23 protein-coding genes are annotated in these 26,027 nt (G+C 41.5%); 11 read left to right on the forward strand and 12 right to left on the reverse strand.

The annotated features are described in order from the left end of the window. Positions 1 to 9: 9 nt before the first annotated feature. From secF to yajC, 3 genes are read right to left on the reverse strand one after another with little or no spacing between them, the layout of a single operon-like run. Positions 10 to 978 carry a protein translocase subunit SecF gene (secF, locus tag OFN98_RS07630; protein ID WP_270874916.1) on the reverse strand — a complete coding sequence of 323 codons (969 nt, stop codon included), beginning with the start codon at positions 976 to 978 and terminating at the stop codon, positions 10 to 12. After that, positions 965 to 2,566, reverse strand: a complete 1,602-nt coding sequence (gene secD / locus OFN98_RS07635; protein WP_270874917.1) for a protein translocase subunit SecD — start codon at positions 2,564 to 2,566, stop codon at positions 965 to 967. Before secD ends, secF begins: the two co-directional genes overlap by 14 nt. Continuing rightward, positions 2,559 to 2,828 (reverse strand): preprotein translocase subunit YajC, encoded by a 270-nt coding sequence (gene yajC / locus OFN98_RS07640; RefSeq protein WP_270859278.1) that lies wholly within the window; start codon positions 2,826 to 2,828, stop codon positions 2,559 to 2,561. Before yajC ends, secD begins: the two co-directional genes overlap by 8 nt. Here yajC and OFN98_RS07645 point away from each other — a divergent pair. The 9 genes from OFN98_RS07645 to OFN98_RS07685 are packed head-to-tail and all read left to right on the forward strand — an operon-like array spanning position 2,801 to position 13,407. After that, complete coding sequence (locus tag OFN98_RS07645; protein ID WP_270874918.1) at positions 2,801 to 4,138, forward strand: apolipoprotein N-acyltransferase; 1,338 nt, start codon at positions 2,801 to 2,803, stop codon at positions 4,136 to 4,138. The two genes, yajC and OFN98_RS07645, sit on opposite strands and share 28 nt — an antisense overlap. Positions 4,139 to 4,197: 59 nt before the next feature. Then, positions 4,198 to 4,917: a UMP kinase gene (gene pyrH / locus OFN98_RS07650; RefSeq protein WP_270859276.1), complete on the forward strand. Its 720-nt coding sequence runs from the start codon at positions 4,198 to 4,200 to the stop codon at positions 4,915 to 4,917. A 13-nt stretch (positions 4,918 to 4,930) separates the two neighbouring features. Further along, positions 4,931 to 5,149 carry a DNA-directed RNA polymerase subunit omega gene (locus tag OFN98_RS07655; protein WP_270859275.1) on the forward strand — a complete coding sequence of 73 codons (219 nt, stop codon included), beginning with the start codon at positions 4,931 to 4,933 and terminating at the stop codon, positions 5,147 to 5,149. Next, on the forward strand, positions 5,127 to 7,319 hold the full coding sequence (locus tag OFN98_RS07660; RefSeq protein WP_270859274.1) for a RelA/SpoT family protein: 2,193 nt from the start codon (positions 5,127 to 5,129) through the stop codon (positions 7,317 to 7,319). The genes OFN98_RS07655 and OFN98_RS07660 overlap by 23 nt, the downstream gene beginning before the upstream one ends. 15 nt (positions 7,320 to 7,334) lie before the next feature. Continuing rightward, on the forward strand, positions 7,335 to 8,540 hold the full coding sequence (gene tyrS, locus OFN98_RS07665; RefSeq protein WP_270859273.1) for a tyrosine--tRNA ligase: 1,206 nt from the start codon (positions 7,335 to 7,337) through the stop codon (positions 8,538 to 8,540). Continuing rightward, on the forward strand, positions 8,540 to 9,628 hold the full coding sequence (locus OFN98_RS07670; protein WP_270874919.1) for a nitronate monooxygenase: 1,089 nt from the start codon (positions 8,540 to 8,542) through the stop codon (positions 9,626 to 9,628). Before tyrS ends, OFN98_RS07670 begins: the two co-directional genes overlap by 1 nt. Further along, positions 9,612 to 11,090, forward strand: coding sequence for an N-acetylmuramoyl-L-alanine amidase (locus tag OFN98_RS07675; RefSeq protein WP_270874920.1), 1,479 nt, complete (start codon positions 9,612 to 9,614; stop codon positions 11,088 to 11,090). The genes OFN98_RS07670 and OFN98_RS07675 overlap by 17 nt, the downstream gene beginning before the upstream one ends. Further along, positions 11,090 to 13,051, forward strand: coding sequence for an FAD-dependent 5-carboxymethylaminomethyl-2-thiouridine(34) oxidoreductase MnmC (gene mnmC, locus OFN98_RS07680; RefSeq protein ID WP_270874921.1), 1,962 nt, complete (start codon positions 11,090 to 11,092; stop codon positions 13,049 to 13,051). The genes OFN98_RS07675 and mnmC overlap by 1 nt, the downstream gene beginning before the upstream one ends. After that, positions 13,048 to 13,407, forward strand: coding sequence for a hypothetical protein (locus OFN98_RS07685; protein ID WP_270874922.1), 360 nt, complete (start codon positions 13,048 to 13,050; stop codon positions 13,405 to 13,407). Before mnmC ends, OFN98_RS07685 begins: the two co-directional genes overlap by 4 nt. A 201-nt stretch (positions 13,408 to 13,608) precedes the next feature. On the opposite strand, the gene OFN98_RS07690 is transcribed toward OFN98_RS07685, so the two are convergent. The 4 genes from OFN98_RS07690 to OFN98_RS07705 form a co-directional block, all read right to left on the reverse strand. Then, a complete protein-coding gene (locus OFN98_RS07690) occupies positions 13,609 to 14,427 on the reverse strand; it encodes a hypothetical protein (RefSeq protein WP_270874923.1) in 819 nt (272 codons plus the stop codon). A gap of 91 nt (positions 14,428 to 14,518) precedes the next feature. After that, complete coding sequence (locus tag OFN98_RS07695; RefSeq protein WP_270874924.1) at positions 14,519 to 14,743, reverse strand: hypothetical protein; 225 nt, start codon at positions 14,741 to 14,743, stop codon at positions 14,519 to 14,521. A gap of 58 nt (positions 14,744 to 14,801) precedes the next feature. Then, complete coding sequence (locus tag OFN98_RS07700; RefSeq protein ID WP_270874925.1) at positions 14,802 to 16,469, reverse strand: formate--tetrahydrofolate ligase; 1,668 nt, start codon at positions 16,467 to 16,469, stop codon at positions 14,802 to 14,804. Between the two features lie 23 nt (positions 16,470 to 16,492). Then, a complete protein-coding gene (locus OFN98_RS07705) occupies positions 16,493 to 17,251 on the reverse strand; it encodes an exodeoxyribonuclease III (protein WP_270874926.1) in 759 nt (252 codons plus the stop codon). 70 nt (positions 17,252 to 17,321) lie between these two features. Between OFN98_RS07705 and OFN98_RS07710 the strand changes: the two genes are divergently transcribed. After that, positions 17,322 to 17,687: a diacylglycerol kinase gene (locus OFN98_RS07710; protein ID WP_270876655.1), complete on the forward strand. Its 366-nt coding sequence runs from the start codon at positions 17,322 to 17,324 to the stop codon at positions 17,685 to 17,687. A gap of 360 nt (positions 17,688 to 18,047) precedes the next feature. Here OFN98_RS07710 and OFN98_RS07715 read toward each other — a convergent pair whose 3' ends face one another. Further along, entirely contained in the window at positions 18,048 to 18,713 is a 666-nt protein-coding gene (locus OFN98_RS07715) for an MBL fold metallo-hydrolase (protein ID WP_270874928.1), read from the reverse strand. A gap of 133 nt (positions 18,714 to 18,846) precedes the next feature. Here OFN98_RS07715 and aqpZ point away from each other — a divergent pair, with 133 nt between their 5' ends. Then, positions 18,847 to 19,521: an aquaporin Z gene (gene aqpZ / locus OFN98_RS07720; protein WP_270874929.1), complete on the forward strand. Its 675-nt coding sequence runs from the start codon at positions 18,847 to 18,849 to the stop codon at positions 19,519 to 19,521. A gap of 70 nt (positions 19,522 to 19,591) precedes the next feature. Here the strand turns inward: aqpZ and OFN98_RS07725 are convergent, their stop codons facing one another. From OFN98_RS07725 to OFN98_RS07740, 4 genes are all read right to left on the reverse strand, one after another. Beyond that, complete coding sequence (locus OFN98_RS07725; RefSeq protein ID WP_270876656.1) at positions 19,592 to 21,937, reverse strand: autotransporter outer membrane beta-barrel domain-containing protein; 2,346 nt, start codon at positions 21,935 to 21,937, stop codon at positions 19,592 to 19,594. A 1,049-nt stretch (positions 21,938 to 22,986) separates the two neighbouring features. Continuing rightward, positions 22,987 to 23,700: a metallophosphoesterase gene (locus tag OFN98_RS07730; protein WP_270874931.1), complete on the reverse strand. Its 714-nt coding sequence runs from the start codon at positions 23,698 to 23,700 to the stop codon at positions 22,987 to 22,989. Positions 23,701 to 23,800: 100 nt separating this feature from the next. Then, positions 23,801 to 25,081: a dihydroorotase gene (locus tag OFN98_RS07735; RefSeq protein ID WP_270874932.1), complete on the reverse strand. Its 1,281-nt coding sequence runs from the start codon at positions 25,079 to 25,081 to the stop codon at positions 23,801 to 23,803. Next, positions 25,081 to 26,007: an aspartate carbamoyltransferase catalytic subunit gene (locus tag OFN98_RS07740; protein ID WP_270862557.1), complete on the reverse strand. Its 927-nt coding sequence runs from the start codon at positions 26,005 to 26,007 to the stop codon at positions 25,081 to 25,083. The genes OFN98_RS07735 and OFN98_RS07740 overlap by 1 nt, the downstream gene beginning before the upstream one ends. Positions 26,008 to 26,027: the final 20 nt, after the last annotated feature.

Consider the following 26,027-nt stretch of genomic DNA (forward strand, 5'->3'; position numbering starts at 1 on the left):
TTTCTATCCTTATACAGTGCCTTTTTCATACATTGCGCGCATTTTTTCTTTTTCTTTGGCGCGTCGTTGTTTATCAGCCAAAAACGCGCGGTATTTTTCCACATCGAATCCGAATAAAATCAGCATTGGCGCAGCAATGAAAACCGAGCTAAATGTTCCAGCCACGACGCCAACAAGCATAACAAGGCTAAATCCATGTATCATAGCCCCACCCCAAACGAACAAAATCACAATTACAAGCAAGGTTGTAAATGATGTCAAAAATGTCCTTGAAAGCGTAGCTGAGATTGATTCGTTGATAACCTCGGTTAGCTTAATGGATTTGCTAGTGCGCACGCCCTCTCTAATCCTATCGAAAACGACGATAGTATCATTTAGCGAATAACCCATAATCGTAAGAAGTGCGGCTAAAATTTCAAGGTTAAAATCGATTTTAAATAGTATCAGCGCACCACATGCGATAATGACATCGTGCAAATCCGAAATCACCGCCGCAATCGCAAATCTCCACTCAAAGCGGATTGTGATATAAACCAAAATCAGCGCAAACGATACACAAACAGCCATAATTCCTTTTGTGCGAAGCTCGCTACCGACCTTTGGACCTACCACATCGACCTTGCGAACCTCGAAATTTCCACTTCCTTTTAAAATTTCTTGCGCTGCTAAGGCTGGATTATCGCCCAGCGAATCGCTACTGCCAGAGTATCTAATGGTAACTTCCTCATCGCTTCCAAACTCAGTTACATTTATATTTCCCAAATTTGCCGCTTCAAAGCGAGTGCGAATTTCATCAAGCGGGGCTTTTTGATCGTATTTGACCTGGATTAGCGTTCCACCGCTAAAATCTATACCATAGTTAAAGCCCTTAATCAAAAATAGCCCAATCGAGCCAATTATCAAAATCGCAGATATCACAAATGCGATATGTCTAAATTTCATAAAATCATAAATTTTATCACTATCAAATACCTGCATTTTGCGCCTTTCTGACTTTGTAACCTAGCCAAAATTTCGTATTTTTGCTCTTTTCCATTTTGCCCATTACCACCTCAAACATACCATGAGTGCCCAAAATCGCAGTAATCATCGACGCGATAATACCTATACTCATAGTTACCGCAAAGCCCTTAACAGGGCCTGTGCCATACGCATACAAGGCAGCCGAAGTAATCAGCGTAGTGATATTTGCATCTACAATCGCGCTCATAGCGTTTTCGTAGCCTTTGGTGATACTTTGGCTAATAGAACCACCCGCTTTTAGCACCTCCCTTATGCGCTCATTTATGATGACATTAGCATCGACTGCCATACCCACGGTCAGCACGATACCAGCCATACCAGGCAGGGTTAGTGTCGCCCCAAACAGCGCCATAAACGCTATCAAAAATAAAATATTTACAATCAAAGCGATGTCCGCAAACACGCCCGCCATACCATAGTATAAAACCATAAAAATCAAAATTACAATCGCCGCGAAAGTTAGGGCTTTCACGCTTTGATCTATGCTATCTTGTCCTAGGCTTGGTCCGATACTGCGCGATTCGCTCACGCTAACAGGAGCCAAAAGCGCACCAGAGCGCAGTGCAATCGCCACATCATGTGCTTCTTGCACGCTAAATCCGCCACTGATTTGTCCGCTTCCGCCACCGATTCGCTCGTTAATGCGTGGAGCTGAATAGACCTTGCCGTCAAGCACGATTGCAAGGCGTCTGCCGACATTTTCGCCTGTAAAATCACCGAAAATTTGCGCACCTTGTGAATTTAGAGTGAAATTTATGATTGGTTGATTTGTGTTTTGATCGAAAGCAACCCTAGCATCGACTAGCATTGCTCCGTCAAGGACTGGAATTTCGTTGATTAGGTATTTATATTCTGGATTTTTCGCATCAGGGTAAATTACATCGCCGTAGCTTTTGGCCTCTTCTTCGCTCATCGTTAGGGCTCTGTCTTGGCGAATTTCATCAAGTGCCATGAGCTGTAAATGCGCTGCTTTGGCGATTAAATCTTTGGCTCGTTGCTCCTCTTCTGAGCTCTTAATTCCAGGAAGCTCGACTAGGATATAGCTCTCGCCCTGTTTGGCGACTGTTGGCTCAGCAAGGCCGAATTGATCCAAGCGGTTGCGTATGGTATCAACAGCCTGAGCAATCGCGTATTCTTTGGTGCTAGCGATCTCTTCTGGCGTTAGGCTTACGCGGTATTTCTCGCCAGTTTTGGCGATTTCAAGCCCACTAGCAGCAGAGTGAAGCAAAGCGTCAAATTTAGGCGCTTCATCGGGGTCTAAAATTTCAAATTCGAAAAAATCGCTATCAAGCTTCAAGCCGTCCATTAGCAAATCATCGCGCTTAGCAGCGTAATTTACGCTAGCTGCGATTGATTTGATTTTCGAAGTTATCGCCTCGTCGCTTTGGACTTCGAGCAGCATGTGAAGTCCGCCTTGTAAATCAAGTCCGAGGTTGATTTTATCGCCCTTTTCACTCTGCAAAATCGAAGGCATAGCAAAAATCAAACTAAAAATTGCCGCTACTAAAAAGGCAATCAAACGATATGTAATCTTACTACGCATCTAACCTTCTTGCGATATAAAGTTTGTCTAGTTCGACGATAACATCATCATTAAGCTTAACTGTGATAAAATCCTCACTTGTTTTTACGACTGTGCATTTTAGTCCGCCACTTGTGACGATTTTATCGCCCTTAGCGAGCGCATCAACCATAGCTTTATGCTCTTTTGCTTGTTTTTGTTGCGGTCTGATTAGCAAAAAGTAAAAAATCCCAACAAAGACAATTAGAGGTAATAATGTTCCAAAAAGATTTCCTTGTTCCATCGTTTTCCTTTGTAAAAAATTTAAAAAGAGAGTATTTTACATTAAATAAAATAAATAACGGCTTTTTTCTTGCGCTTGGAGTTTCAAATTTTATATTTGTTGAAATTTTAAGCCAAAATTTAAGTGGAATTTTACCACTTTTGGCTGAATTTTTCTCGCCACTAATCGCGATTTTTGCGCTATTTGTCCTTTTAAAAAGCAAAAAGCAAATTTGGTTTTGGACTGGATTTTTTATCGGCGCGATTTGGTTTTATTGGATTAGTTTTAGCCTGATTTATTTTGGACTTTCGTTTTTAATCCCGGTCGAAATTTTAGGAATTTGCCTGATTGCGGGGGCGATTTTTCGTATTTTTGCCATTTTTGATGAGCCGATAGCGCGCGCGCTCTGTTTGGTAGGGCTGAAATTTATCCACCCATTTGGCTTTGATTGGCTAAATTTCGAGCTTTTGTTTTCACATGGAATTTTTAGAGCTGAAATTTTCGCTTTTTGCGCGATTTTGGCTGGAATTTGCATTTTGATAAAATTTAGGCACAAAGCCAAAATTTTGCTTTTTTGCGCTTGCTTGATTTGTGCGCTAGAATTTAAAGAAAAAGAAGCTGAATTTTTACCACTTAAAATCAAGCTTGAAAACTCGCAAATTTCGCAGTTTGACATCTGGGACGAGGATAAAATTTTAGACGCAATTAGAGAAAATTTAGCCAAAATCGACGAGGCGATAGAAAGTGGCTACGAGGCGATAGTATTGCCAGAGAGCGCATTTGCGCTGTATCTAAACCGCGAGGAAGCCTTAAAGGAAATTTTGCTAGAAAAATCGCATAAAATTTCGATTGTAGCCGGTGCCGAGGCGTATGAAGAGTCTAAATTTTACAACAGCGCGTATGTTTTTGAAAACGGAAATTTGCGCAGATTTGACAAACACATTTTGGTGCCTTTTGGTGAGCAAGTGCCATTGCCCGCGCCGATTAGAGATTTTATAAATAACACATTTTTAGGCGGGGCTAGCGATTTTTCGATTGCGCCAAATTTTAGCTTTTATAAAATCAAAGAAATCCCCGTAAAAAGCGCGATTTGCTACGAGGCGACAAGGAGCGAGTTTTACAGCGATGACCCAAAATTTGTCGTGGCGATTTCAAACAACGGCTGGTTTATTCCTAGCTACGAACCGCACCTGCAACGCCTGATAATCCGCTATTACGCCACGCTAAGCGGGGCAAGTGTATATCACGCCATAAACGCAAGCCCTAGCGAGATAATCACACCCAAAAAACTATGGGTGAATAAATTTTTGGCATTATTTAAAACGGCGTAAAAAGCTATTTTTAAACGAGTTTTAGATAACATAATCAAATTTTTTCAAGGAGCATTAAAATGGCAAAATTTAATCGTGTGCTCGTTAAATTTTCAGGCGAGGCACTGGCTGGAAAAGATGGTTTTGGAATAGATAGCGAAATTTTAAAATTTATAGCCAGAGAGATTAAACAGCTCGTCGATAACGGTATCGAGGTAGGTATCGTAATCGGTGGCGGAAACATTATCCGAGGCGTAAGCGCGGCAGCTGGCGGTATCATCAAACGGACAAGTGGCGATCACATGGGCATGCTAGCAACCGTAATTAACGCAATCGCTATGCGCGAGGCACTCGAATACAACGGCATAGATGTGCGCGTGCAAAGCGCGATAAAAATGGAAGCAATCTGCGAAACCTTCATCATCGGCAGAGCCAAAAGACATTTGGAGAAAAAACGGGTCGTAATCTTTGCAGCAGGCACTGGAAATCCATTTTTTACCACTGATACAGCTGGCACCTTGCGCGCGGTCGAAATCAGCGCAGACGCGATTATCAAAGCGACAAAGGTAAATGGAATTTATGACAAAGATCCGCATAAATTCGATGACGCAGTGCTTTTAAATACCATTACATACGATCAAGCCTTGCACGATAATATCAAGGTCATGGACGATACCGCAATCGCCCTAGCCAAGGATAATAAGCTTCCAATCATCGTATGCAATATGTTTGAGAGCGGAAATTTACACAAAATCATCAATAACGGCGATTTAAGCCAATGTTCAATCGTAAAAAACTAAAAAAGGAGAATTAATGAGAACAGAACAAATCATAGCAAAAGCGTTGAAAGTCACAGGAGGCGATCGCTACAAGCTATCACTAATGACTACTAAACGCACAGAAGAGCTTGCCGCTGGGGCAACTCCGCTTGTCGAAAACATCGACACACGCAATATGAAATTTGCAGATATTGCGATTTTAGAATTAGCAGAAGGTAAGATTACCCTAGATGGAATCATTGACAAGGATTAGTGACGGCTATTTAGAAAGCCTTATCGAAGATATTGTCGAAACAAAAGAAATCGAGGACGCCAAACGGCTACTTTATAGCCTCAAAGAACCCACCCCGCTACTTGTAGATGCGATAAATTTATGCGTTACGCAGCATGAGGGGCAGTTTCGCAAAAGTGGCGAACCATACGCAATCCACCCGATTTTGGTAGCGTGTTTCGTCGCATTTATGGGCGGTGATGACGCTATGGTCATTTCTGCGCTTTTGCATGATGTGGTCGAGGATACGGATTTTAGCACCGAGCAAGTCGGGGATAGATTTGGCGAAGATGTCGCAAAAATCGTAGAGGGCATGACAAAAATCGTCAATATCAGAGAAGACAAACTAGCCCCTTCTGGCGATAAAAACGCTAAACTTCGCACCACAGCTCTGACATTTCGCAAAATGTTGATGATTTCGATAGAAGATCAACGAGTTTTGGTCGTCAAACTCTGCGATAGGCTCCATAATATGCTAACCCTAGAAGCACTCCGCCCAGATAAGCAAAAACGCATAGGCGAAGAGACGCTTCTAGTTTATGCGCCAATCGCGCACAGGCTTGGAATTTCATCGATTAAAAATATCTTAGAAGATCTAAGTTTCAAATATGTAATGCCAAAAGAATACGCCACAATCGCAAACTATGTCGAAGAGCACAAGCAACAGCTCCAAATAAATTTAAGCAAATTTAGCGAAACGATTAGCGAGTATCTGCTTACAAACGGATTTAGCGAAAACAGCTTTGAAATTCAAAAGCGTATGAAGCATTACTATTCAATCTACCTAAAAATGCAAAGAAAGGGCATTTCGATTGAAGAGGTTTTGGATTTGCTAGCTATCCGCATAATCGTGCAAAAGCCGATGGATTGCTACCTAGCACTTGGCGTAATCCATACCAAATTTAACCCCTTGATTTCGCGCTTTAAAGACTATATCGCCCTACCTAAACAAAACGGCTACCAGACGATTCACACTACCGTTTTTAACGACAGCATGATAGTCGAGGTCCAAATTCGAACTACCGAAATGCACAACACAGCCGAGCTTGGCGTGGCTGCGCACTGGAAATACAAATACTCAGGCTCGCTAAATCCTAAGCTTGATTGGATTAGCGATATTGGCTTGCAAGAAGCCGATGATTCAAACGCCGATGATTTATACGAATATGCCAAAGATAGCCTATATATCGAGGATATCGCAGTGTATTCGCCAAAGGGTGGAATTTTCACGCTCCCACGAGGTGCGACTGCGCTTGATTACGCTTATGAAATACACTCACAAGTCGGTCTTAAAGCCGTCGAAGCCTTTGTCAATCGCATAAAGGTCCCGCTTCTAACCGAACTTCAAAACGGCGATATCGTCCATATCATCACAGGAAACAACCCGCACTATCGTTGTAGCTGGCTAAATTCTGTCAAAACAGGCAAGGCAAGAGCCACAATCAAGGCATTTTGTAAGCAAAAAATTCGCGATGTAAATCAAGAAGTAGCGATTAAAATTTTAAGTGCGATTTTCGCCACAACCGAAGAGAGCGTGATAAACTGGGTAGAAAAAGAAAATTTAATTAAAAAAGTCGGCAAAGCAAGCTATGATTCGGTATTTTTGAAAGATGTCGTAAATGCGCTGAAAAAATACCCGCTCAAAGAGAAGCTTTTTAATATGAAATTCCGCGATAAATACAGCGTCGAAAAGCAAAAATTCGACAATATCGTAGTGTATTCAAACTACAAAATCAACGAAGTAGAGTTTGATTACTGCTGTAATCCTAAGCGCGGGGACGATATCATCGGATTTCGCAACGGACACAATGTCACGGTTCATCACAAGCTTTGCGAAAGAGCGGCAAATTTAATGAAAAGCGATGAGATGATTTTTGTCAAATGGACGCGAAACGCTCCACACAGATACAAAATCATACTAAATATCGAAAACAAACGGGGCTCACTGGCTGAGTTTTTAACATATTTGGCTAAACTAAGCGTCGATTTAGTTTCGATAAATTTGAACGAAAACAACGAAGCTGTGTCTGATTTTTTCGAAATCATTATAGAATTAAACGAAAATTTAGACCATACTTATATCAAAGACAGATTAAAAAATAGATATAAAATCGCTGATTTTATATCATTAGATGATGTGTATAAAAACTAATAAAAGGGAGAATAAATGGCTGACATTAAAGATATAATGGCAAATTTCAAACGCGGAGTAAGCGAGATAATAGGCGAAGAGCAAATCGAGGCTTTGATTACTAAATTTTACGAGAGTGGCGAAACATTTTTGGTAAAAATCGGCATGGATCCGACTGCGCCAGATCTACACCTAGGACACACTGTCGTGCTAAACAAACTCGCATTTTTGCAACAACACGGCGCAATCGTGCAGTTTTTGATCGGTGATTTCACAGCTCAAATCGGCGATCCAACAGGCAAAAGCGAAACTAGAAAAAAACTTCCTCACCATGTCGTAATGCAAAATGCCAAAACCTACGAAGAGCAAGTTTTTAAAATTTTAGACCCAGAAAAAACAAAGGTAATGTTCAACTCAGAATGGACAAATCGCCTAGGCGCTAGCGGTGTAATCGAGCTATCAAGCACATTTAATGTAGCCAGAATGCTAGAAAGAGATGATTTCGAGAAACGCTACAAGGCCGAAATGCCAATTAGCATTAGCGAATTTTTATACCCACTTTTGCAGGGCTATGATAGCGTATGTATGAAATGTGATATCGAATTTGGCGGCACTGATCAAAAATTTAACCTTCTTATGGGACGCCAACTCCAAAGAGTTTATAATGTAGGCAAAGAACAAGCCGTCGTTATGATGCCACTTCTCGTGGGCACTGACGGGGTAAATAAAATGAGCAAGAGCCTAGGAAACTATATCGGCGTAACAGACGCTCCAAACGATATGTATGGTAAGGTAATGAGTATCAGCGATGATTTGATGTGGGATTGGTATAATCTACTATCACAAAAAAGCAACGAAGATATCGCACTAATCAAACAATTCGTAGCAGATGAAGCTGTGCATCCAAAAGCCGTAAAAGAGGAGCTTGCCACAGAAATCGTTACGAGATTTTACGACGAGGATGTCGCATTAGAGGCGAAAGAGGAATTCGATAGAGTTCATGGCGGAAACGAGCTTCCAGCAGAAATCCCTGAATTTAGCGTTTCAGCACCAGCATGGATCGTCAAAGCTCTACTTATTTGCAAGCTAGCCACTTCTAGCTCGGATGCAAGACGCCTAATCAAATCAAACGCCGTCAGCGTCGATCAGACCAAAATTTCAGACGAGCAACTCCAACTAAGTGCTGGCGAATACACCTTACAAGTAGGAAAGAAAAAATTTGCTAAATTAAAGGTAAGATAATGAGCGTTAAAATCGGCAAATACGAGATCAAACACCCTATTATCCAAGGCGGAATGGGGCTAGGGATTAGCTGGGACAAACTAGCTGGAAATGTCAGCTTAAATGGCGGTTTGGGCGTGATTAGCTCGGTAGGGACTGGATATTATGATGACCTGAAATTTTCGGAAAAGTGTATCCACGATAGACCATTTTCTTCGCTAAATTTTTATAACAAAAAGGCCCTTACTCAAATCGTAAAAAACGCTCGCGAAATCTGTGGCGACGCGCCACTAGCGATGAATATCATGTGCGCGGCTAATGATTATGAGCGCATTGTAAAGGATTCTTGCGAAGCTGGGATAAATATCATCATTAGCGGGGCTGGACTTCCTACGAATTTGCCTGAATTTACCGCCGATTTCCCAGATGTGGCTCTCATGCCTATCGTTTCATCTGCCAAGGCTCTAAAAATCATTGCCAAGCGTTGGAGTGGTAGATACAACCGCCTGCCTGATGGCGTCGTGCTAGAAGGCCCACTAAGTGGCGGTCATCAGGGCTTTACCTACGAGCAATGCACCGACCCAGAGTATCAGCTAGAAAAATTAATCCCGCAAGTAAGAGCCGAAATTGATAGTTGGGGCGAATTCCCGCTATTTGCAGCAGGTGGAATTTGGGATAAATCTGACATAGATCGCGCCAAAAGCCTAGGCGCAAACGGCGTTCAAATGGGCACTAGATTTATCGGCACATTTGAGTGCGACGCTCACGAGAAATTTAAAGAGGTCTTACTAAAAGCCACAAAAGAAGATATCAAACTTCTAAAATCCCCAGTAGGCTACCCTGCGCGCGGAATTCATACGAATTTGCAAGATATGATTGCCTCTGGCACAGCACCCAAAATCTCATGCGTTAGCAACTGCGTGGCACCTTGCGAGCGTGGCAAAGGCGCCAAACTCGTCGGATACTGCATAGCAGATCGCCTAAGTGATGCTTATCTTGGCAGACAAGAGAGCGGGCTGTTTTTCACAGGCGCGAACGGCTGGAAGCTAAATGAAATCATTTCTGTAAAAGAATTAATGGAAAAACTCGTAAATGGCGAAGATAGTTAAAATTTTATGCGCTATTGTTTTTAGCGTGAGTTTCGCATTTGGCGCGAACGCTAGTAGCGTTTTTGCGAATTTTGACAAAAACTATGTCAGTGCTAGCAAAACCGCGAAAAAAGAGCTTCACAGCGAGCTTAAAAAAATTTATTCCGCCACTTCAAATAAAGATAAAAAAACCAAAATTAGCGTCCTAAAACGGCTAACTTATAGTAGCGAGGTGCTTGGGTATTCAAACTACTCTGTGTATAAATCCGAGCTAGAAAAACTAGGCGCCAAGGCCGATTACAAGCCATCTATCACGGACGCTAAAAAAACTTTAAGCAAGGCTGATTTGGAGTTTTTAAATTCAGGCAAAATCACGCCAAATAGCACGAAAATCGACAAATCAAAGCCCTTGATTTTGCAATCAATCAGTAACGATGAAAATAGCGTCAGGGTGAAATTTAACAGAAATTTAGACCACAGCGAGTATAAAAATTTCGTAATTAACAAAGATAAAGTTTATCGCTATGTCCTAGACTTCAACGCCAAAAATAGCTCGCACACCACGAGATTAACGGGCAGTTTCGTAGATGAAGTTCGCACTTCGCAGTATAACGACAAAATCGCCCGCGTCGTGCTAAATCACAACCAAAAATTTAACCCAAAGATTGAAATTTTTGGCAATGAGTTAATCATCGCCAAAGCAGGGGCTAAAATCGCCATGCCAGCACAAACTAGCACAAAAGCTACTCAGGTAAATTCAGCCAAAAGCGAAGCAAGTGCCACAAATAAAATTTACAAATCTACAAAAGGCAAACTAATCGTCATAGACCCAGGCCATGGCGGCAAAGATAGCGGCGCTATCGGAAATGGTTTAAAGGAAAAAACTATCGTTCTTGCAACCTCCAAAAAGCTTGGCGCACTGCTTCAAAAACGCGGTTACAAGGTGCTTTATACCAGAAGCAACGATGTATTTATCAACCTCAAATCCCGCACAGCTTTCGCCAACAAAAAAAATGCCGATATGTTTATCTCAGTGCATGCAAACGCCGCGCCAAACGCCAAACAAGCGCCAAATTTCAGTGGCGTGGAGACATTTTTTTTAAGCCCAGCCAAATCAGAGCGTAGCAAAAATGTCGCAGCATTTGAAAACCAAGGCGACATGGAGGATATGAACGCCTTTTCGCAAGAGACATTTTTAAATTTCTTAAATAGAGAAAAAATCATCGCCTCAAACAAGCTTGCAATCGATATTCAAAGCTATATGTTAAATTCCGTCCAAAAAAGTTACAAAAGCAAAGACGGCGGTGTCAGAGAGGGGCCATTTTGGGTGTTAGTGGGGGCTACAATGCCAGCTGTGCTCGTAGAAATGGGCTATATCTCACACCCAAGCGAGGGCAAAAACCTAGGCACCTCTGCATACCAAGACCGCATAGCCCAAGGTATCGCAAACGGCGTAGATGCGTATTTCCAAAAGAATAAGTGATGAAATTTATCAACGATGCACCATTTAGTGAAATTTACGAGGATTTTTATTTTAATTTCAAAAATCCTCTTGGCGAGAGTGAATATGTCTTTATAAGTGCGCTAGATTCGGCATTTGCTAGCAATGCGCCTATCATCGTGGGCGAGCTAGGATTTGGCGTAGGGCGCAACTTTTTGCTCTGCGCAAAAAAGGCACTTAAATTTAACAAACGCCTACACTTTGTCTCAATCGAAAAAAATCCGCTTAGCAAGGACGAATTAACCGAAATTTGGGCTAAATTTAGCGAACTCTCATCAGTTTCTAAAATTTTAATCAAAAAACTCCCGCCCCTTACCAAGGGAATCCACCGCATAAATTTTTCCAAAAAAATCACGCTTGATCTTTGCATTGGCGAGGCTAGCGAGCTAATTGGTGAGCTTGATTTCAAGGCCGATGCGTGGTTTTTAGACGGATTTTCGCCTGCAAAAAACGAAACCATTTGGAGCAAAGAGATTTTTGCCGCCCTTACGCCACTTTGCAAAAAGGGCGCGATTTTAGCGACATACACAAGCGCTGGTTGGGTAGCAAAATCACTGCGCGAGGCAGGGTTTTTCGTCGAGAAAACAGACGGATTCGACACCAAACGCCACATGATTAGGGCAAAATTTTTGCGCGAAGATGATGAAGTAGAGAATTTTTATTTTGCCAGAAAGCACCCGCAAATTTTGCCAATACAGTTTTCAAATTTCGCCGATTTATCCGCCACACACTGCCTATACGACCCTAATTCATACGATGAAGAGCGCGCGCCACAAGCGCAAACCCCCACAGCGATTGTCGTGGGAGCAGGAATTGCTGGGCTTTGCACGGCTTTTAAGCTTAAAAAGGCTGGTTTTAGCGTCAGCGTGATAGATAAAAGAAGCGAAGCTGGGCTAAATGGTAGCGGGAATTTCACAGGCGTATGCGCCCCACTGATCACCAAAGAGGGCGTGAAGCTTGGAGAAATGCACATACACGCATTTGATTTGGCTCTTAGCTTTTATGCCAAACACGCTCCCAAAAAGCTAGCTAGCCTGCTTGGGGCGCAGGATTTTGCCTATGATAGCGAGCTTTTATCGAGATACCAAAGCGCAGGAAACCCCGAAATTTACGAATTTAAAGCGCACTCAAAACCATATCCAAGCATAATGATAAAAAACGCCGTCCTAGCTCACCCGCACAAGCTCTGCAAACATTTCGCCAAAAAACTCGGCGTCAAATTTAACCACGAAATGCTAAATTTCAAAAAGCAAAATGAAAAATTCGAAGTGATTTTAAAAGACCGCGCAAGCCTATTTTGCGATATTTTAGTCCTTTGCGCAGGAAGCGAGAGCGAGGAGTTTTTCGGTCGCGGCGCAGTATCACAAAACGCCAAATTTAACCTAGATCCTAGCGTGCAAATCAGCTCCGTGCGCGGACAAACCACGCTAATTCGCCCGCTAATCAAAACCAAATTTCCACTCAGTGCCTCTGGCTACATCTGCCCAGCCGTGGGCAAAAGGCAACTCATCGGCGCGACTTACGATAGGAAGTGCTACCACGACGAAGCAAGGGCAATCGACGATGTCAAAAATCTAGAAAGCGTTGGCGAGTTTTTGAGCAAAAAGGCCAAAATCATCGGCTCTAAGGTCGGATATAGGGGATATAGTGGCGATAGATTTCCGCTAATTGGCCCAGTGTGCGAGCCAGAAAGTCTGGCGCGAGATTTCAAGGATCTGCCATGGAGCAAAAACAAAAAATCCGCTAGACGCGCCAAATTTATCCCAAATTTATACCTTAACACAGCACATGGCGCGCACGGGCTAAGCACCGCAGTTTTGGGCGCAGAGCTTATATGTGATTATGCACTTTCGCGCCCGCTTTGCGTGCCACGCTCGATCGCAAACGAGCTAATGCCATCGCGCTTTTTGATTCGCAAACTCAAAAAAGGACTAATCAAATGAAAAAACTAATCCTAATAATTCTAATCCTTTTTGCCCTCAGCGCGCTCACACTTTACGGCATTTCGAGGACAAATCCAAATTTGTTTGCCGAGATTAAAATTTTAGCTATTTTGCTAAATACCGCGCTTTTCGCCCTTGCGCTTGTGATAATCGCAATCAAAGAAAAGGACGCCGTGCGCTTTCCGTTTCTCACGGCTGTGATTTTGGCGCTGTTTTCTGGGCTCATAAACGGCGCGATAATCTTTAAAAACCGCTACTATATCATCGCAACGGCGGTTTTGTTTATCGTTTTTGTGGTCTATTTGCAGATCAAACACCGCAGATTTTCGAATAAAATTTACAAAACCAAAGAATAGTTAAATTTTAATTCAAAAATAAATTTTGATAAATTTTAAATTTGGCGAATTTGAAATTTTAAAATTTCCCCATTTCGCTGGCGCAACCCCCAAACCCTGCCCCGAAATTTTGCCAAATTCTTATAATGCTTTTGCCTCTCTACTACCTGTTGAACTCATAGTTCTCTCCTTTAAAAAAATTGGTTTTATTAAATTTTGTTATCAAAAAATTGAATACCTTTTTGGTAAATTATCAATATTTATATTTTTTTGTAAAAAATATTTCTTTACTTCCTTATATATTTCATCACTATATAGATAAATCATAAAATATCTAATTGATAACGGCGAACCGATTGCAGTTTTAGCCGGATTATCAATTTGAATAGATGAAAAAATTTCAAATCCTTTTAAACTCTTATTCAAAAATATATAAAAGAAAAATCTTATAAAAATATATGAAAAACAAAAAGATACAGATAAACTAACAATTAATATAGGTTTGTAGAATAAAAATACAACCAACATAATCATAAAATACATAGTGACAATATTTTGTTTGTGATTGCTTACATCACAACAAGTAAAAAATGGTTTTGCCATTTTATTTTCTACAATTTCACATCGCCTTTTTAATTTCCCATAATCATAAAATTCAATATATCTATTTGTAAATTTAATTTTATGGTGTGAAAAATGCGTTTTTTGAAACATAAAAATAATACTTATCCAGCAAATCGGAAAAATAATAAGCCAAATATCTAAATTACCGCTATTTGCTAGATATAATTTTTCAAATAAATTATAAAAAATCCCACTAATCATTAAAGACGGCACAAATAACGAAAATACAAAAAATTCTTCATAGTTTTGTATTATCAATGGATTTTCATCATAATCCCTAAAATTTGGATCGGTTTGTTTTTTATTTTCTAGCCATTGTTGATATTTAGCTTCTTTTTCTTTTGCTTGTTGAATTTTCATTTCGGCTTTTTTAGTCATTTGCTCTGCTTTTTCTCGCATTATTTTTTCATTTTCCAAATTTAATCCTTTTATAAAATCTCGGTCAGTATCTATGATACTGAATTCACTCAACAAGTAAATCTAAATTTGTATTTTTCATCATCTCTCCTCACTCACACTTCTTACTCTGCTCTGCGATTAGGCTAAGTTTTTTAAGCGTGAAATTTGATTTTAGTATGTGAGCTTGTAGCTCTGATTTTGCTTTTCTGCCCTGCGCCTCGTCCCGACCTGCCATGCTTCGCACACCACCGCGCGCTCGAAATGACAGCAAATTTAGCGCAGAGAATTTTAAAGTCGTAGATTGGCGCACGGTATGCACTCGAAATGACAGCAAAGTTGCAAACTCTAAATTTTAAATTTCGGGGCAGTGTTTTGAAAACCTCGCTAGCGGGCTATGATAACCCGCTAATTACGCCATCATCACTGATTTTCATATCCAGCGCGCTAGGGTGTTTGGAAAGTCCCGGCATTAGCATGATTTTGCCAGCCACAGCCACGATAAACTTAGCCCCCGTGCGAATCTGCAAGTCTTTGACCCGCAGGCTAAACCCACACGCTCGCCCAAGCAATTTTTCATCGTCGCTGAAACTATACTGCGTCTTGGCGATACACACATCATAATTTTCAAGCCCAAGCGCGCGAATTTGCTCCAACGCCCCAAGCGCGGCCTCTTCGAAAACAACCTCTTTCGCGCCGTAAATTTTCGTGGCGATTTTTTCAATTTTTGTTTTTATATCATCGGTTTTATCGTAAGTGTGGTTGATATTTTTTAGGATTTTGCACTCAGCAAGAACTAGTTTTGCCAAATCTATTGCCCCAGCTGAGCCTTTGGCGAAATTCTCGCAAAGCGCCATTTTGACACTGCGCGCGGTGCAGTAGTTGCGCACGAACTCGATCTCTTCGTCGCTATCGAAGCTAAATTTATTCAGTGCGACAATCGGATTTAGACCGAAATTTTGCAAAATTTCAATATGTCCGCCTAAATTTTCGATTCCCACCATAAGCGCTTCTAAATTTGGCTTAGTGATTTCGTCTTTGGCTGCGCCGCCATTGTATTTGAGCGAGCGAATCGTAGCCACCAAAACCACCGCATCAGGGGCGATACCTGCGCGCGGACATTTGATATCGAGAAATTTTTGCGCGCCAAGCTCAGAGCCAAATCCAGCCTCAGTTACGACAAAATCAGCCAAACTCATAGCCGTTTTTGTAGCGATTATCGAGTTGCACCCATGAGCGATATTAGCAAATGGCCCGCCATGCACGAAAGTAGGCGTATGCTCGATACTTTGAAACAAATTTGGCTTAATCGCCTCTTTTAAAAGCACGCTCACAGCCTGCTCGCAACCCAAATCCCGCACGAAAATCGGCTTGTCATCTTCATCGTAAGCCACCATGATATTTGCGATATTTTCCTTCAAATCTGCCAAATTTTTCGACAAGCACAAAATCGCCATAATCTCGCTAGCAGCGGTGATATTAAAGCCGTCTTTGCGCTCTACGCCATCAAATTTACCACCTTGTCCCACGGTGATTTGGCGAAGCGCTCTATCGTTCATATCCATGCAACGCTTCCAAAGCACGGTTTTGATTTTTAGCGGATTTCCTTGATAGATCGAGTTGTCGATAATCGCGCTAATTAGGTTGTTTGCGCTCGTAATGGCGTGAAAATCGCCTGTAAAATGCAAATTTAACTCCTCCATAGGCGCTAGTTGCGAGTATCCTCCACCTGCTGCGCCACCTTTTATGCCAAATACTGGACCAAGAGAGGGCTCACGAAGCGCCAAAGCCACGCTTTTGCCTAGTGATTTAATCGCGTCGGCTAAGCCAATCGAGGTCGTGGTTTTGCCCTCGCCATACGGAGTCGGGCTAATGGCGGTGACTAAAATCAGCTTTGCGCTGTGTGCGCCTTTTTCGCCGTGCGTGCTATACTCGCGCCCCGGAATTTTTGCCTTATAAAACCCATAAGGCTCGATTTCATCTTTTTTCAGACCTAGTTTTTTGGCAACTTTTGTGATTTTTTTAAGCTTCGCATTGTGCGTAATTTCGATATCGCTTAACATTTTTTCCCCTTAAATTTTAAATTTTACAAATCAATCTCAATGCCGATTGGGCAGTGGTCGCTACCTGTGATATCAGCGCGGATAAAGGCGTCTTTGAGGCGCGAACGCAAATTTTGTGAGATAAAAAAATAATCAATCCGCCAGCCAACATTTTTAGCGCGCGCATTGAAGCGGTAGCTCCACCACGAATAAGCATTTTTTTCATCGCCATGAATTTCGCGGAAAGTATCGATAAATCCGTGATTTATCACCTCATCGATCCACGCCCGCTCGATAGGCAAAAAGCCAGAAATTTTAGAATTTGACTTTGGATTTGCTAAATCAATTTCTCTGTGAGCGGTATTGACATCGCCACAAAATATCACGCCAAGCCCCTGCGCGACCAGCTCGTCGATATAACGCAAAAAATCTGCGTAAAATTTCATCTTATACGCGAGGCGCTCATCGTCCTTTTGGCCGTTTGGGAAGTAGATATTTAGCAGCACCACATCGCCAAATCTATGCTCCAAAACCCGCCCCTCATCGTCGCTAGCGAAGTTGCATTTGCTAACCTTGCTAGCAAATTTACTCAGGCTCGCCACGCCAGAATACCCAGCACGCGTGGCTGAATTCGTATCGATTTGCGAAAATCCCAGCTCATAAAGCTCTTTTGGGATATTTTCTGCGCTCGCTTTTATCTCTTGCAAGCCCAAAAAATCGGGCTTCTCATCATCAAGCCATGCAAATGCGCCCTTGCCAAGCACGGCTCTAAGCCCATTTACATTCCAGCTCATTAGCTTCATTTTTACCCTTTAATTATCAAAATTTGGCTATGATTATGCCTAAATTTAACTAAAATTTAAAAGGAAAAAAATGAGAAATCAGCCAAAATACAAATTTTTCGCAAACTGGGGTTATGCTTTGGCGGGGCTAGCTGAAATTTGGCGTAGTGAGCGGAGTTTTCGGCTAGAAATTTTTGTTTTTATTCCGCTTTTGGTTTCACTATTTTTTTGGAATTTTGGCTTGGTTTGGAATTTGGCTTTGGTTTTTGGCGCGATTTTTACACTAGTGATAGAGTGCATAAACTCATCAATCGAGCGTGTGGTTGATCTCTCTCACCCTGATTTTCACCCGCTTGCAGGGGCTGCAAAAGATACCGCCAGCACCGCTGTAATGCTCACTCTAAGCCTAAATTTCGCCCTGTGGGTATGTGCGATTTGTGGTAAAATTTTTGGCTAAACACTGCACCGAAATTTTAAAATTTAAAATTTTTACACCTAATTTGTCATTGCGAGAATTTTGCGTTAGCAAAATTCGTGGCAATTTACGAGTAAAAAATTCCTTGCACCAAATTTGCTGTCATTGCGAGCGAGTGTAACGAGCGTGGCAATCCAGGGAAATTTAAATTCAAAATTCAACCTAAATTTTGCATTGAACGATTTTGTAAATTTTAGGCGAAATTTTGCTTTTCTTGTAAGGGGGAAGGGGGCTTGAATTGCGAGGTCGCGCCCCTTCCCCCTTACAATCCCCCAACCCCCGACGACGCTTTACAAGGTGGCTAAATTTAAAGCTTCGCTTTAAATTTAGCTGATTTTATTTTTACTGAAATGCTTCGCATTTCTTTACTTGTAAAATCAACGAAAATTTCGCTAAAACCTCGCTCTCTGCCCCGACGCTCGTGGGCTCTCCATGCCCCGAGTATAAAACCACCTCATCTGGCAGGGTAAAAATCTTGCCATCTATGCTAGCTTTTAGCGCGCTATAATCCCCGCCTGGCAAATCCGTGCGCCCAAAGCCCGCGCGAAAAATCAAATCCCCACAAAACGCCAAATTTTGCCCCTTACTATAAAACACCACGCTATCGCTCGTATGCCCTGGCGCATAAATCACAGCTAGCTCGCACGCCCCGCTAGCTAGCGCGATTTTATCGCCATCTTTTAGGGGCGTGAAATCCTCTATGATTATCTCTTCGCCCGTGAAATTCGATAGATTATAGTCTGGCTCGCCCAGATACACGCCCGCGTTTTCGTGCGCGAGTATCGGCACGCCCAAAGCCCGCGAGAGCTCGCTAGCTGCGCCAATGTGATCGAAATGTCCGTGCGTGAGCAGGATTTTTTCGATTTTGAAATTTCTCTCTTTTATAATCCCCAAAAGCTTGTCCGCTTGCGCCCCAGGGTCGATTACAAACCCTGCCCCACTCGCCTCGTCGATAAAAAAATAGCAATTCTCGCTGATATAACCCGCCACTTCCACGCATAAAACCATATTTTCTCCTTGAATTTCTCCAAATTTTACGCTCTTAAATTTAACCAGCCATTAAATTTAGCCAAAAATTATCCTTGATTTACCAAAACGCAGTAAAATACGCGCTTTTGCAAATTTTTTCAAAGGAGAGCTTATGAAAAAGCTTTTGGCCGAGTTTCTTGGCACATTTTGGCTAGTATTTGGCGGTTGCGGAAGCGCGATTTTCGCCGCATACAACATCGGATTTGTCGGCGTTTCAATCGCCTTTGGTTTGACCGTGCTAAGCGGTGCTTACGCATTTGGACACATTAGTGGCGGACATTTTAACCCAGCAGTTTCAGTGGGCTTGCTATGTGGCGGCAGATTTAAAGCTAGCGAGTTAGCAGGCTATGTCATCGCCCAAGTCCTAGGCGCGATAGCAGCAGGCGGTGCGCTATATCTAATCGCAAGCGGAAAGGCTGGATTTGACATCAGCGCAGGATTTGCGACCAACGGATACGGCGAGCACTCACCAAACGGATATTCAATGCTAAGTGCATTAATCGCAGAAATAATTCTAACTGCATTTTTCCTAATCGTCATCATGGGCGCGACAGATAGGCGCGCGCCAAGTGGCTTCGCACCGATTGCGATTGGACTAGCCCTCACACTAATCCACCTAATCTCAATCCCTGTAACAAATACTTCTGTCAATCCAGCTCGTTCAACTGGCGTGGCGATTTTCCAAGGCGGCTGGGCGCTTAGCGAGCTATGGCTATTTTGGGTAGCGCCAATCATCGGTGGCGCAATCGGCGGAATTATCTATAAAACTTTTTTAGAAAAAGAGTAAAAATAAAAAAGAGAAATTTAGCATTTTTGCTAAATTTCTCTAAATTAAAATTCTAAAATTTAATTAAATTTTAAAATTTAAAACTTACCCCCATATTTCCTGAATATCCCTCTTCTTTGCCAACATAACCTTTTGCACTTATGTCAAATTTAAATGAATTTGTCTCATAAGTGTATCCGATTTCGCCTATTCCTGTGCTTCCTTTTAAGCTTGGACTTGCAATACTTGCAAAACCAAATGTAGGCAGGCTTAGCTCGCCACTACTTTTAGCGTCAAATTCATATTGATAAGCAGCACCTACATAAAATGAATTTGTATCATTAAAGCGAATAGTATCTCTTAGACCTATTTGAGCTCTTTTTGATGTAACACTATCTAAGCTCACATCTACACCTTTGATATTTAATTCACTACCCTCTGTATAAGAATAAATAAATCTTGAATAAATATCTAAATTATTCGAATCTGTTAAATCAAATATCTTTCCTACACCTATATGAGCACCATAATAAGTAGAACTTATATCAAATTCATCATATAGTGATTTTTCATATTCGGTTTTTACGCTACCTACTCTAAAACTTCCGTCTATATAATAATTGCTCAAATTTTGATATTTAGCAAACACTCCACCACCGATAAGTTCAGTATCACCTTTGCCTAACAAACCATTATCTAGTTTGCTTTCATATTCACCTTTACCGTATTCGATAAATGCACCAGTTGTGAAATCACCACTTTGTAATCTATCTGTTGAGGCTACGCCAACATTGACATTAAATCCTTTTTGATCTACATGCGAACCTGTTTTGTATCTCTTATCACTTCCATTTGCATACGCAAATACAACTGTATCGCTTGTATTGGTATTATCTAATGTAGTAGAAACGATATTGTTTAAATTTGACAAAAATAAATTTCCACTCTCATTTATAGCAATACTTTGAGATAATTTAGTCTCTAATAGAGTTTTTGAATTTTCATTTGCGCTTATAGAAGTTCTGCCACCTGTATTACTACCTGTGCTACTTCCACCGGTTGAACCACCACCAGTGCCTGAACCACCACCGGTTGAACCACCGCCAGTTGAACCACCGCCAGTTGAACCACCGCCAGTTGAACCGCCAGAACCTGAACCGCTTGTATCTTCATCGCCTTTAAAAACTAAATCCAAATTCTTTTCATCACTTAGTTTTATATAGCCTTTTACATTTACTAAATTTGCTATGTTTATATTTTTTACACCTGCTTGTTCTACACCGTCAGCTGTTTTATATTCGTCTTTGACATTTAGCGTTCCAGCTGTTTGGATAAGATGAATTTTACTATCGGCTGTTAAATTTGAAGCGTTTTGTAAGTAGGCATTTATGGTTGATTTGCTTAGGTCGGTTTCGCCACTATCATATAAATTCAAAGCTACACTATCATTTGTAACACTGCTTGGTAGGTAGAAATTTATAGTTTCAAAATTTTCTATATGTCTAGCTCGTAAATTCATAGCCGTAGGTGTTGAAGCAGTGCCTATGTTTAAAGTATTGCCACTTAACATATCTTTTGAACTATCACCTGAGAAACCGCCATATAAGCTAACCGCAACTTTTAAATCGCCTTTTATAAAATTTATAGTATTGTTTGTAGCATTGCCATTTGTAGAGTATCCGCCGTAAATATTATTTCCACTAAAAGAATTTACACTTATATTTATAGTGTTATTTGTGCTATCGTTATCGCCAAAACCACCATAAATTCTAGCATTGGTAGAAACATCGCCAAAATTCATATTGATTGTATTGTTTGACTGCTCGGTCATCTCGCCGTTATCAAAATTACTTACGATATTAAATGTTTTTATGCCATCGGTTGTATTTCGTGTAAATTCTGTTTTAGAGATGATATTATAAATTTGATCTGTATAGCTCCACCCGCTAGGTATAGGATTTCCTATAAATGTTAAATCCAGCGTTTTTTCATCACTTAAAACTATCTTTCCTGCGATATTTACTAAATTTGCTATATTTACATTAGTCAAAACTGCATTTGTCTTTGTTTCATCAAAGTTGATTATAGAACCTGCTGTTTTTATTAGATGAATTTTGCTATCTTTTGTTAAGCCCGTAGCGTCTTTTAACTGAGCATATATCCTTGTATTATCTAAATTTGTCTGAGCTGTGCCTGTTAAATTTAAAGCCGTGTATCCGTCCGTAACGCTACTAGGTAAATTAAAGCTTATGTTGCTAAATCCATATACATTTCTTGCTTTAAGACCGTCTGTTCCGCTTGTAATAAATAGATAATTTGTATTCCTTCCGCCCCTAATATCGCCTTTTATCTCTCCGCCTTGATAATATGTTCTTTCACCGAAATTTAGAACATCTCCGTTTATAGTTCCGCCTGATATGCGTATAGTGTCTGACATGTTAGGAGATTCACCCGAGCTATAACGAGCAGCCCTAACATCGCCTTCAATAGTTCCGCCTGATATGGTTATAGTGTTTCCATTAGCAAAAGAACTATCGCCAAAACCGCCATAAACATCACCTTTTATAACTCCGCCCGAGATAGTTACTTCGTTACCACCGTGTCTATCGCCACTACCGCCATAAACGCTTCCTTCGATAGTCCCGCCTTTGATAATTACTTTGTTGTTAAAAGCTCGTGTATTAGTTCCTCTACTTCTTCCACCTGAAACATCTCCTTTGATAGTTCCTGCTTCGATAGTTACACTATTGTCTTCGGCATCATTTTCAAAAGCATACCCACCAATAACATCACTTGTTATTTCACCGCCTTTGATGGTTACACTATTTTTACTAGCATAAACACCACTACCACCATAAACATATCCGCCTATCTTACCGTCATATACAGTTACTTTATTCTCATAGGCAAATGAAAAAATACTTACTCCACCTTCAACATCTCTTTTTACACTTCCGCCCCTAATAATCACTTCATTATTATATGGTATAAACTGCGGATCTTGACTATCATTTCTAGCGCCTATGATATTATCTACATTTCCGCTATTTAAATATACCTTATTTACACTAGAACTCTTTGGAGTAGCAGCATATACATACTCTCCATAAATATCACCAAAAGTTGCAGTGCCAAGATTAATATTTACAATAGTCTCGGAATTGAGACCCGCAAAGTAATCATCTCCAATATCATAGCGACAACCACCATAATACCCACAGTTTCTATCGTCTCCTGTGACAATGACTTTATTATTTACGCTATCATATCCTAGATTAAATTCATAACCAAGAGCCACATTTGGCACCACACCTGCAATCGCCATAGCCGTCATAAGGCTAAATTTTAGATGAGATTTCATCATAAACTCCCCAAAAAATGTGATGGTTTAGCATAATTATACGGGGGGGGGGGGTTAAAGTCGGCTGAAAAATAAATGAAATTTTAACAAAAAAATTAAAAATTGAGTAAATTTTGTAACCAAATTTAGAATTCTAAGCATTCTTGGATAAAAAGTCGCTTGGAGGGGAATTCCATAGCGCAAAGGCGGGCGTTTTTGTAACCGCGCTTTTTAAAAACACAGCCCAAATCGATATTCGCGCTGTAATCATTGATAAATGGCTCATCTTGTGGCGTGTGGCCATAGACATTGAAAATGCCCGCATTATCGGTGAAATCGTCGCGCCCGCTTAACACATGCGCCTCGAAATCGTCCTTTACTGCCACGAAGTCACGAAATTTCCACATATTTCCCACAGCCGAGTGTGAGACCACGAGAGAGCGAGAATTTTCGTCGAAAATGTCGTATTGCAAAAACACGGGCAAGTTTTGCAAATACTCTAAATGCTCGTTTAAAAGCGCGCTAAATTCGGGCGCAAAATACGATTTCATCGTATCACCGCCACCACTTTTGGCAATCCAGTTGATATCATCACTTGCGCCAATTACGATTTCGCGGTCTCTCACGCACCTTTGCGCGCTGGATTTTGCTAGCAAAAATCTGCGCTCGTGGTTTCCGCGCACGCAGTCATAGCCGTGCGAACGCACAAACTCGATGACTTTGGCGCTCTGAGGGCCACGATCGCACAAATCGCCCACGAAGCAAATTTTGCTATCAAATTTCGCTGGCAAGCGCGCAATCAGCGCCATTAAACTCTCATAGCAACCATGCACATCGCCGATAATGTAGATATTTTGCATAAATTTACCTTTGAATTTTTAAAAGAATTATATTAGAATTTTTAAAATTTAAAATTTAAAAAAGGTCAAATTTAACCCAAATTTGGGTTAAATTTGAAATTTACGCTACCACATTTGGGAAGTCAAAGACTACTTTTCCACTTTTTATCGTTAGCACGCACGCACCTTTTAGCTCTTTGCCAAAAAGTGGCGAATTTTGTGATTTTGATTTATTGAGTTTCGCGTCGTAAGTGTATCTTAGCTCAGGGTCGATTATAGCGATATCGGCTAGCTTTCCGACAGCGATTTCGCCTTTGCCAAAGAGTTTTAAAATTTGGGCTGGATTATACGAGGTGAGAGCTACCATTTTTTCATAATCAATCACGCCCTCATCAACTAATTTTAGTGTCAAAGGCACGAGCGTTTGAAGCCCTAAAATCCCAAACGGAGCCTTGTCAAATTCGACAAATTTATCGTCCCAACTATGCGGTGCGTGATCTGTGGCGATAACATCGATTAGTCCGCTTTTTAACCCCGCTCGCATAGCCTCTACATCGGCATTTGTGCGCAGTGGCGGAGACATTTTGAAATTCGTATCATATCCCATAAGCTCGCTCTCATCGTAAGTGAAGTGATGAGGCGTAACCTCGCAAGTAACATTTATGCCCTCTTTTTTGGCTTGATCGATGAGTTTTAGCGACCAGGCTGAGCTGACATGCGCCACATGCAGGTGTCCGCCTGTTTTTTTAGCAAGCAAAATATCGCGCGAAACCATAATCTCCTCTTTTTCGCTCGCCATGCCTTTAAGCCCTAGTAGCGCGCTTACCCTGCCCTCGTTCATCACTCCACCATGACAAAGTGAGCAATCCTCGCTGTGATTTATGACAAAAGAGCCAAAATGCGCCGAGTATTCGAGGGCTTGTCGCATGACTGAGCTATCGGTAACAGGAAGTCCATCATCGCTAAATGCCACGCACCCAGCCTCGATCATATCGCCCATTTCGACGATTTTCGCCCCTTTGCAATCTTGCGAAATCGCTCCGATTGGAAGCAGATCGATTAGCCCCCTATCGCGCGCTTTTTTAATCATTGCCTTTGTGATCGCAGAATTATCATTTACTGGGTTTGTATTTGCCATAGGCATAGCGGTCGTTACGCCCCCTGCTACGGCTGTTTCGCTACCAGTGATGACATCATCTTTATACTCAAAGCCCGGATCTCTAAAATGCACATGCATATCAATTAGCCCCGGCATGACAAGCTTGCCAGCCGCGTCGATGATTTTATCTGCGCTTGGCTCGTCCTTGCATAGGGCGCAAATTTTATCATCTTCGATCAAGACATTGATTTTCTCTGTTTTATTATGATTAATAACGGTGCCATTTTTGATTAAAATTTTCATTACAAGCTCCTATTTAAATTTATTGTGTGAAGCACCGCCATACGCATGGCTGCACCGTTTTCGACCTGATCGAGAATGCAGGTAAATCGCGGATCGTCCGCGACATCTGAGTTGATCTCCACGCCACGATTTATCGGGCCTGGGTGCATGATAATCACACCCTCTTTGGCTACTTGCATACGCTTTGCAGTTAGTCCAAAAAATTTACTATACTCCCTAACGCTTGGGAAGCTTGGCTCGCCGTCTTGACGCTCTAATTGAATTCTTAGCATTATTATCACATCTGCGCCCTCAATTGCTTCCTCGACGCTTTTGCAAATCCTGCACCCAAACGCCTCGCAGTCTCTTAGCATCATCGGAGGACCAAAAAGTCTGACATTTATGCCTAATTTTTTCATCGCCCACGCATCAGATCTAGCCACACGAGAGCGGAAAATATCGCCGATGATAGCGACTTCTAATCCTTCAAATTTGCCCTTGGCTTCATGGATTGTGAGCAAATCCAAAAGCGCTTGTGTCGGGTGCTCATTTAGTCCGTCCCCTGCATTTACAATCGAGGCGTCGCAGTTAGAGGCGATAAATTTCGCAGCACCGCTACTTGCGTGGCGCACGACAAAAATATCACTGCGCATGGCTTGCATATTTTTTATCGTATCGATTAGAGTTTCGCCCTTTTTGGTGCTACTTGAACCTGCGCTGAAATTTATGGCGTCCGCGCCAAGGCGTTTGGCGGCGATTTCAAAGGAAATGCGCGTTCTAGTGGAGTTTTCAAAAAAAGCGTTAATCACGGTTTTTCCACGCAAAGAGTCTGATTTTTTAATATCCGAGCGGTTTAGGGCTTTGAAATCCTTCGCCAAAGCGATGAAATCGTAAATATCGTCTGCACTTAAATCTTGCGTGCTAAGCAGGTGCTTTAATTTATACATTTTGCCTCCTAAAATGATTA

It is taken from the genome of Campylobacter sp. JMF_15 NE4 (assembly GCF_027737645.1).
Classification (GTDB): Bacteria; Campylobacterota; Campylobacteria; order Campylobacterales; family Campylobacteraceae; genus Campylobacter_B.

Excerpts from the sequence above, each read along its gene's own strand:
- OFN98_RS07735 (WP_270874932.1), bottom strand. The coding sequence starts at position 25,081 with ATGAAAATTTTAATCAAAAATGGCACCGTTATTAATCATAATAAAACA.
- pyrH (WP_270859276.1), top strand. The coding sequence starts at position 4,198 with ATGGCAAAATTTAATCGTGTGCTCGTTAAATTTTCAGGCGAGGCACTG.
- OFN98_RS07715 (WP_270874928.1), bottom strand. The coding sequence starts at position 18,713 with ATGGTTTTATGCGTGGAAGTGGCGGGTTATATCAGCGAGAATTGCTAT.
- secD (WP_270874917.1), bottom strand. The coding sequence starts at position 2,566 with ATGCGTAGTAAGATTACATATCGTTTGATTGCCTTTTTAGTAGCGGCA.
- tyrS (WP_270859273.1), top strand. The coding sequence starts at position 7,335 with ATGGCTGACATTAAAGATATAATGGCAAATTTCAAACGCGGAGTAAGC.
- secF (WP_270874916.1), bottom strand. The coding sequence starts at position 978 with ATGCAGGTATTTGATAGTGATAAAATTTATGATTTTATGAAATTTAGA.
- OFN98_RS07730 (WP_270874931.1), bottom strand. The coding sequence starts at position 23,700 with ATGCAAAATATCTACATTATCGGCGATGTGCATGGTTGCTATGAGAGT.
- OFN98_RS07655 (WP_270859275.1), top strand. The coding sequence starts at position 4,931 with ATGAGAACAGAACAAATCATAGCAAAAGCGTTGAAAGTCACAGGAGGC.
- OFN98_RS07675 (WP_270874920.1), top strand. The coding sequence starts at position 9,612 with ATGGCGAAGATAGTTAAAATTTTATGCGCTATTGTTTTTAGCGTGAGT.
- OFN98_RS07710 (WP_270876655.1), top strand. The coding sequence starts at position 17,322 with ATGAGAAATCAGCCAAAATACAAATTTTTCGCAAACTGGGGTTATGCT.
- OFN98_RS07670 (WP_270874919.1), top strand. The coding sequence starts at position 8,540 with ATGAGCGTTAAAATCGGCAAATACGAGATCAAACACCCTATTATCCAA.
- OFN98_RS07645 (WP_270874918.1), top strand. The coding sequence starts at position 2,801 with ATGTTCCAAAAAGATTTCCTTGTTCCATCGTTTTCCTTTGTAAAAAAT.
- OFN98_RS07740 (WP_270862557.1), bottom strand. The coding sequence starts at position 26,007 with ATGTATAAATTAAAGCACCTGCTTAGCACGCAAGATTTAAGTGCAGAC.
- OFN98_RS07660 (WP_270859274.1), top strand. The coding sequence starts at position 5,127 with ATGGAATCATTGACAAGGATTAGTGACGGCTATTTAGAAAGCCTTATC.
- OFN98_RS07705 (WP_270874926.1), bottom strand. The coding sequence starts at position 17,251 with ATGAAGCTAATGAGCTGGAATGTAAATGGGCTTAGAGCCGTGCTTGGC.
- mnmC (WP_270874921.1), top strand. The coding sequence starts at position 11,090 with ATGAAATTTATCAACGATGCACCATTTAGTGAAATTTACGAGGATTTT.
- aqpZ (WP_270874929.1), top strand. The coding sequence starts at position 18,847 with ATGAAAAAGCTTTTGGCCGAGTTTCTTGGCACATTTTGGCTAGTATTT.
- OFN98_RS07725 (WP_270876656.1), bottom strand. The coding sequence starts at position 21,937 with ATGTCAGACACTATACGCATATCAGGCGGAACTATAAACGGAGATGTT.
- OFN98_RS07685 (WP_270874922.1), top strand. The coding sequence starts at position 13,048 with ATGAAAAAACTAATCCTAATAATTCTAATCCTTTTTGCCCTCAGCGCG.
- OFN98_RS07700 (WP_270874925.1), bottom strand. The coding sequence starts at position 16,469 with ATGTTAAGCGATATCGAAATTACGCACAATGCGAAGCTTAAAAAAATC.
- yajC (WP_270859278.1), bottom strand. The coding sequence starts at position 2,828 with ATGGAACAAGGAAATCTTTTTGGAACATTATTACCTCTAATTGTCTTT.